Here is a 6,200-nt window from a genome sequence, read left to right as displayed (position 1 = left end):
CATGGCGACGCCGACACCAACACCGCGCCCGCACCAGCCACTACCAGCGCCGATCCCACCTCACTCCATGATCACGAAGTCCGGCTGGAGTACTAACCCCGGTTCGGGCCATTGTTCGGGCGTTTCCGCCGGACCGATCACGCCCCTATTCAGGCAGGTAAATCCCTGAAATGGCGTTGTCAAGCCCCATTGGGGCTAACCCCTCCGATCGTTGGGCGATACGGGTGAGCGATAAACGCTTGACCCGCACCCGGTACCGAGCGCCGCTTTCGGCCCCTTGAAGGCGCACCGATTTGCCGAAGGGTAGGCAGGCCGGTGGTTCACCCCCTCGGTGCCGGGTGCCTCCCGATGCTCCTGCCACGAACCGAGGTCCCGATCATGCACACCCTCGCCATGCACCACACCCTCGCTCTCTCCGGACAGGAAGCCCACGCCGCCCCGGAGACGCCGTTCGACATCGACCGCGCGCACGCCGTCACGCAGTTCCACATCGCTTGTCGCGCAACGAAATGCCCGCGCAAGGCCGCCGCCCTCCGAGCGCTGGAAAACGCTGGCCGCCTGGTGCTCTCGACGACGCATCCTCGGTGATCCCATCAACGGATCTCGAGATGCGCATCAGGCAGAACAGAAGAGTGCCAAGGGAATTCGCCCCGGCCCCATGGTCAGGAACGCCCACAACATCCCGACCGAACAAACCATCCGATAACCAAAGGAGCTGAAATGCCCGCTGAAGATTCGACATCCGCGCGCCGCACCCTCGGCCAAAAACTGCGCGCCCTGCGAAAGAAGGCCAGCGTGAGCCAAGCCGCCGCGGCCCGCGTCCTCGGAATCTCCACCCAAACCATGGGCCGACTCGAGGAAGGCTTGTCGGCGCGCTCGGCCAGCGACCTCTACATGAACACCTTGTGCAACCTCTACCACGCCACCGACGACGAACGCCGCCTGATCCTCGCCCTGGCCAGCGAAACCCGCCGCACCGCCCAACGCGGCGGCGGCTGGTGGCAACCCCACCTCGACCGCGAAATCGGCGACTTCGACCCTTACACCACGCTCGAGGACCAAGCCATCCGCCTCACCGCCTGGGCGATCATCCGCCTCCCCACCCTCGTCCGCACCCCCGCCTACAGCCGCGCCATCGCCTGGACCGACACCCCCAACGCCCCCACCGACCACACCGAGGAACGCGTCCACCGCGAACTGAAACGCCAAGCCCGCCTTGACGACCCGAACTTCACCGCCGAAATCTTCCTGTCCGAGGCCGCGCTGCGCGAGGAATGGGGCGGCCCCGCCGTGATGGCCGAACAACGGCAGCACCTGACCGAGCTCGATCAGCGGCCCAACGTGTCGATCCGAGTCGTTCCTTTCACCACCCGCAACCACATCGGCGCCCTACTCGGCTCGTTCACACTCCTGGAGTTCCCCATGATGCCCAAATCCCGCATGACCCAACCCCCGATAGTCCACATCGAAGAACACATCGGAGACCTCTACCTCGAACGAGCCGCCGAGATCGCCCGCTACAAATCCGCCCTCACCGAACTCCGAAACTCATCGACATAACGGCCCCGTCCGCGCGGCTGTACCGGCACCCCGCCGCGCGGAGCGCGGCCGAGGATCGTGGCCGGATCTGTGGGGGTGCATCCCGCTATGACTTCTGGCAGGACCGTGGTTGCCGACTTCAGGAACCACGCGCCACTCGGTCGAAGTAGAGCGGGCCTCCAACCACACAATGGCGTCGGCACTCTCCTCCCCAGATGGCCAGGTGTCGAGATGCATCGAGGACATCCTTGACGGCCGACCACGGGTCTCCGTTTACGTCCCAATTAGGGTCATGCTCACTCTTGAAGAAAGCACTTGCATCGATTACTGCCTCGTCTATTAACGCTATTATATCAGGACCTATATTTCATCCTCTCCTTCGTTCATGAAGCGCCGTCGCTCCTCCAGGTCTTCCAAATATTTATCGATAAGGTATTCTTCCTCAGCTTCCACCTCCTCCTGCGTCGGCTCGACCGGATCGAGATCTATAGCGGCACCCATATTCGCCTCCCAAAGAAGATCTTCATCCAGCCGAAGAGAGCAGACTCGACACAAGAACTGTCGAGGCTCAGCGGTTAGCTCGACAAACCGAAATACGTCGCCATCGTATTCATCACCGTCCGTCATGATGCGGCTTCGCGCGATCTCGTACTCGATCCAACCCTCGAACCCGCAGACGGGACACGTCGCACGACGGAAACGATCGTCAACGGCATAGTCGGAATAATCGTCGTAGCTGTCAGGGACTTTCTCTGCCAACTCCGCCAAAGCATCATCATTAAGCCGCTTGCGCAGCCGTTCGAGTTCCCGCCGAGCAGCTGCCTTTAGCTGCTCGAACCTGATTCGCCTTTCGCGTCTTTGCTGTTTGAGCCGCTCGTCCACCTGCACGATATGCGCCGGACCCCAGTAGGAAACTCGGTCGAGCGCGCCATTCTCGTGAATCGTGACAGTAAGTAGCTGTTCGGCAAGTTCCACCATTTTATTCAGCGCCTCGTCGAGCACTGTCTTGTCGACGAGACCCATATGAGTTGCGGCGTTTCTCACATCAAATACGACACCATCCCGGCCCTGCTCATACCTTATATCGTGCAGCTCTTTGAGCAGCTTCATGCAGTCGTCGACCGAGCGCGACTTCCCCTCGTTCACCCGCACTCCCGAGAAGCCGGAAAACAACGCCGCACTCTTAATATATCGGTCCGCTAACAGCACCGGAGAGATCGTCGCCAGCGCACATTTCGCCAGTAATTCGATCGATATCCCAATCGACATCGCACAATCCAGCAGCTCAAGCTCATCATCATGCGACGATGCGAGCGCCCGCTGGCCATGGAGTGATGCGGCACGAAATAGATGTAACGCCAAATCTGCATGAGCAATAGATCTTCCAATCCCCGGCCAGATTGCGGGGCTTCTTTTCGGCATAATCGCCTTCCGTCATGAAGGCTGCATCGATATTCGAACGCCTTCGTTTAGTAACGCGCGTCACGATCCTTGCGACGCTATCCCAGTTCCGTTCTCGCGTGCCCACAGGACCAGGTCCGCAGCAATTCTGTCGTTCGCCGAGTTTGACGCCGCTGCAATGGCGGAATCGCGCAGTTCTGTATCATGTTGGGCCACAATTACCAACTTTTCAGCAAGTGGTGCTAGAAATGACTCCCACATGGTGTTTCGGAGAAGCAAGACATGCTCGCGAAACTGCTCTACAAGTTCGTCGTCGTCGCTCGGACCTATCGAGGTTTCGATCAGGAGGCGCAGAGCGCGCACATCAGGCTGAGCGTCGTAACAAATAACCGCGTGGACATCCTCGAAGCGACGTCCACCTCGATGGGCTACATGATCGTGACGCCACTCCAAAATCTCGTTGTGAAAATCAGATACGCCTGGATCGCCAGTTGCCGCGAACAACGCCTCAAGGTCGATCTTGCGCCTCTTATCGCCTTGCCCCACACGAAAGTAACTAATAACAGCAGACTCCCAAAATGCTCGACGGATAAACGCAGTTGTCAGTGAGGCAGGAGTGTTGCGCCGGGCTTCGAGCGCTTGGCCGGACTGAATGAGATCAAACCAGGCGGAACCCCACTTACGGAGCCTGTTGGCATCGACAGTGGTTAGCGCTACTTGCAACTCATCGGAAGCCATAGCTGTCCATCTCAACACGAGGTCCGCTCTTGCCGCTACACATTTGATGCGATCAGTTCGTCGCTTTAGTGAAAGCGATGTACCGCGATGCTCCCCCGATTACAGCCGCTTGGGTCGGGTCCGTGGCAGCCGCTAGTACTTCGCCGTCCAGCCTCTCCATGGCCGCTCGCCCTCCTTCTCGCGATGAACGAATCCGCTCGGTTGCCGATTGGTTTCCACTTCCCCCAGTCGCTGAGGACCAGCCCTTGGGACGCCTTGTCCGGAGTGGCTCCGGACTATTGGCGTCATCTGCTTGACTGAATCCGTGCCTACCAACAGCACCATCCTGAGCATCCGCACCCTCGATGGCCTCCACCTAGGAGCCACCCTCGTCACACCAGACCTGCCGACAGACCGCGCTGTCGTCCTGGTCCACGGCGGCGGTGTCACCAGGGAGGAAGGTGGATTCTTCACTCGCCTGGCTGATGGTCTCGCCGACGCTGGCGTAGCCTCACTCCGATTCGATCTGCGCGGCCATGGTGACAGCGAAGGCAGACAGGAGGAGCTGACCCTCTCCACGATCCTCAACGACATCCGCGTCTCGGTGGCCGAGTTACGCCAGGTGACCGGCGCAGCGAAAATCAGCCTCCTGGGTGCCAGTTTCGGGGGCGGGATCACGGCCTACTACGCCGCCAAGCGGCCGGATGAGCTGTACCGGTTGGTGCTGCTCAATCCGCAGTTCGACTACAAGAAGCGCACTATCGACACCCGCGACTACTGGCACGATGACGTCATCAGCGACGAGCGGGCCAAGGAGCTGAACGACACTGGCGCCGTGCAGTTCACGCCGACGCTCAAGCACGGCCGACCGCTGCTCAACGAGGTGTTTTGGCTGAAGCCGAACGAAATCCTCGGTGAGATCACAACCCCAACCCTCATTATCCACGGCAACGCCGACACCTTGGTGCCGATCGACGGCTCGCGGGCCGCGGTCGCTCAGTTCACCGCGCCGGTGGAACTGGTCGAGATCGAGGGATCGCAGCACGGGTTCGCCGTCCATGACGATCCGAAGTACCTGAACCCCAAGAGTCGGGAGTATCAGGCGGAGGTCATCAGGATTGTTGCCACATGGCTGACAACCGGATCGGCGTCACGGCTGTAGCGCGTCGTGGAGCTGGCGCACCATCGGCCGGTACCGCCAGGAGTCGAGTGCTCGCATGACCTCGACAACGACATTCATCGTTCGTTCCGAACGAGTTTCGCGGGCAACGCCGACCGACTGAACCGCGATCCGTGCGGCTTCGTCCGGTTCGCCGCTCAACGCCAGCGCCTTGGCCTGCCGTGCGCCGAAGAATCCCATATCGCGCCGTGACAAGGAACCGCTGCCGAGCACCTGGCCGAACAACTGCGCGGCGACTTGGGGTTTGCCTGCCTCGGTGTAGCAAACAGCAGCACGGAGGCGAAGGGTGTTCTGGTTGAAGTAGCTGATCACGTCGCCGCCGTTGACCGTTATGGCTTCATGCAGCATCTGTTCGGCGGTCTCCAGATGCTGCTTAACCGCCTTGATCGGTTCGCCGAGCATGGCGAGCCCAAGTGCTTCTTGCTGCACCACTTCGGCTTTGACTTGAGCGGGCAGCTGCCACGGCCCCTCGCTGGCGGCCTGAGCCAAGGTCAGCAGCGTCCCAGTATCTCTGGTCTCGTACGCCATTTGGGACTTCTTCAGCAGCACGTAGCCCTGCATCGGCAGACTACCCGCGGCTTGCGCCCACTCCATTGCTCGGTCATAGAGGAAGGTGGCAGAGACAGGATCGTGCAGATCTCGGTAGAGCCAACCAGCAAATTCGGCAGCATCGGAGCCGAGCGCCAGCAGTTGCCGTCGAACCGTGGGTTGCACATCTCGGACGTGTCGGCGAATTGCCCCTATCACTGCGAGCGTCAGCGGTAGCGCTTCCGACGGGCCAAGTGAACCATCGTCCGCCTTACATCGGGCCAGATGATGACGAAAGAAATCCACTACAGTGCCGTCGAAGTAGCGGCGAGCATCCTCCAACGCCTGACTCACCTGGTGGAGGTCATCTAAGTGGCCTGACGGTGCCGGTCCGGTGCCATCGGTGACTAACCACCGCGCCAAAGCGACAGCATCGTGGTGTCGGACCGGTCCGACTATCCCTGTGGCACCCTCGACAGTCGGCAGCTTGAACCACAGCAGCTCCGGCGGAATGCCGAGCGTGGTCGCCCACCGGGCGAGCTTCGACAGGTGTTCGGGTGCCGGACCCTTCTCGATGCGGCTGAGCTGTGCCTGCGTCAGATCGAGCCAGTTCGCCATCAGCTCTTGGGGCAAGGGACGGCCGTGGAAGGGATGCATACGGTAGGCGTAGATAACTCGACCCAGATGCCAGGTTGAAAGGGCATCACGTATCTGGTCGGTCCGCCAAAAGGAGGCAGGCACGGGGCTGCTGCACGGATAGGTGACAACCGAGTTGGCTTGCCGGGTGGCGAGCCTGAGAGGATGTCGCAGTGCCGAAGCCGTATCCGAAAGAGTT

6 protein-coding genes are annotated in these 6,200 nt (G+C 60.7%); 3 read left to right on the top strand and 3 right to left on the bottom strand.

Annotation, left to right across the window (positions count from 1 at the left end; genetic code table 11):
• The first annotated feature begins 348 nt into the window (after positions 1 to 348).
• Both ACFYTQ_RS37535 and ACFYTQ_RS37530 read left to right on the top strand, forming a co-directional pair.
• A complete protein-coding gene (locus tag ACFYTQ_RS37535) occupies positions 349 to 588 on the top strand; it encodes a hypothetical protein (RefSeq protein WP_387371208.1) in 240 nt (79 codons plus the stop codon).
• A 132-nt stretch (positions 589 to 720) separates the two neighbouring features.
• On the top strand, positions 721 to 1,560 hold the full coding sequence (locus ACFYTQ_RS37530; RefSeq protein WP_387371206.1) for a helix-turn-helix domain-containing protein: 840 nt from the start codon (positions 721 to 723) through the stop codon (positions 1,558 to 1,560).
• Between the two features lie 339 nt (positions 1,561 to 1,899).
• Here ACFYTQ_RS37530 and ACFYTQ_RS37525 read toward each other — a convergent pair whose 3' ends face one another.
• The gene (locus ACFYTQ_RS37525) at positions 1,900 to 2,961 is read right to left on the bottom strand and encodes a hypothetical protein (RefSeq protein ID WP_387371204.1); all 1,062 of its coding nucleotides are present in this window, start codon (positions 2,959 to 2,961) and stop codon (positions 1,900 to 1,902) included.
• A gap of 60 nt (positions 2,962 to 3,021) precedes the next feature.
• Entirely contained in the window at positions 3,022 to 3,678 is a 657-nt protein-coding gene (locus tag ACFYTQ_RS37520; protein ID WP_387371202.1) for a hypothetical protein, read from the bottom strand.
• Between the two features lie 304 nt (positions 3,679 to 3,982).
• On the opposite strand from ACFYTQ_RS37520, the gene ACFYTQ_RS37515 reads away from it, so the two are divergent.
• Positions 3,983 to 4,819 carry an alpha/beta hydrolase gene (locus ACFYTQ_RS37515; RefSeq protein ID WP_387371200.1) on the top strand — a complete coding sequence of 279 codons (837 nt, stop codon included), beginning with the start codon at positions 3,983 to 3,985 and terminating at the stop codon, positions 4,817 to 4,819.
• On the opposite strand, the gene ACFYTQ_RS37510 is transcribed toward ACFYTQ_RS37515, so the two are convergent.
• Positions 4,808 to 6,200: XRE family transcriptional regulator (locus ACFYTQ_RS37510; protein WP_387371198.1), on the bottom strand; the 1,393-nt coding region annotated here is incomplete at its 5' end. The two genes, ACFYTQ_RS37515 and ACFYTQ_RS37510, sit on opposite strands and share 12 nt — an antisense overlap.

The organism is Nocardia sp. NPDC004068 (assembly GCF_042874315.1).
Taxonomy (GTDB): domain Bacteria; phylum Actinomycetota; class Actinomycetes; order Mycobacteriales; family Mycobacteriaceae; genus Nocardia.
This window is presented reverse-complemented; position numbering and strand designations above follow the sequence as displayed.

Excerpts from the sequence above, each read along its gene's own strand:
- ACFYTQ_RS37535 (WP_387371208.1), top strand. The coding sequence starts at position 349 with ATGCTCCTGCCACGAACCGAGGTCCCGATCATGCACACCCTCGCCATG.
- ACFYTQ_RS37530 (WP_387371206.1), top strand. The coding sequence starts at position 721 with ATGCCCGCTGAAGATTCGACATCCGCGCGCCGCACCCTCGGCCAAAAA.
- ACFYTQ_RS37525 (WP_387371204.1), bottom strand. The coding sequence starts at position 2,961 with ATGCCGAAAAGAAGCCCCGCAATCTGGCCGGGGATTGGAAGATCTATT.
- ACFYTQ_RS37520 (WP_387371202.1), bottom strand. The coding sequence starts at position 3,678 with ATGGCTTCCGATGAGTTGCAAGTAGCGCTAACCACTGTCGATGCCAAC.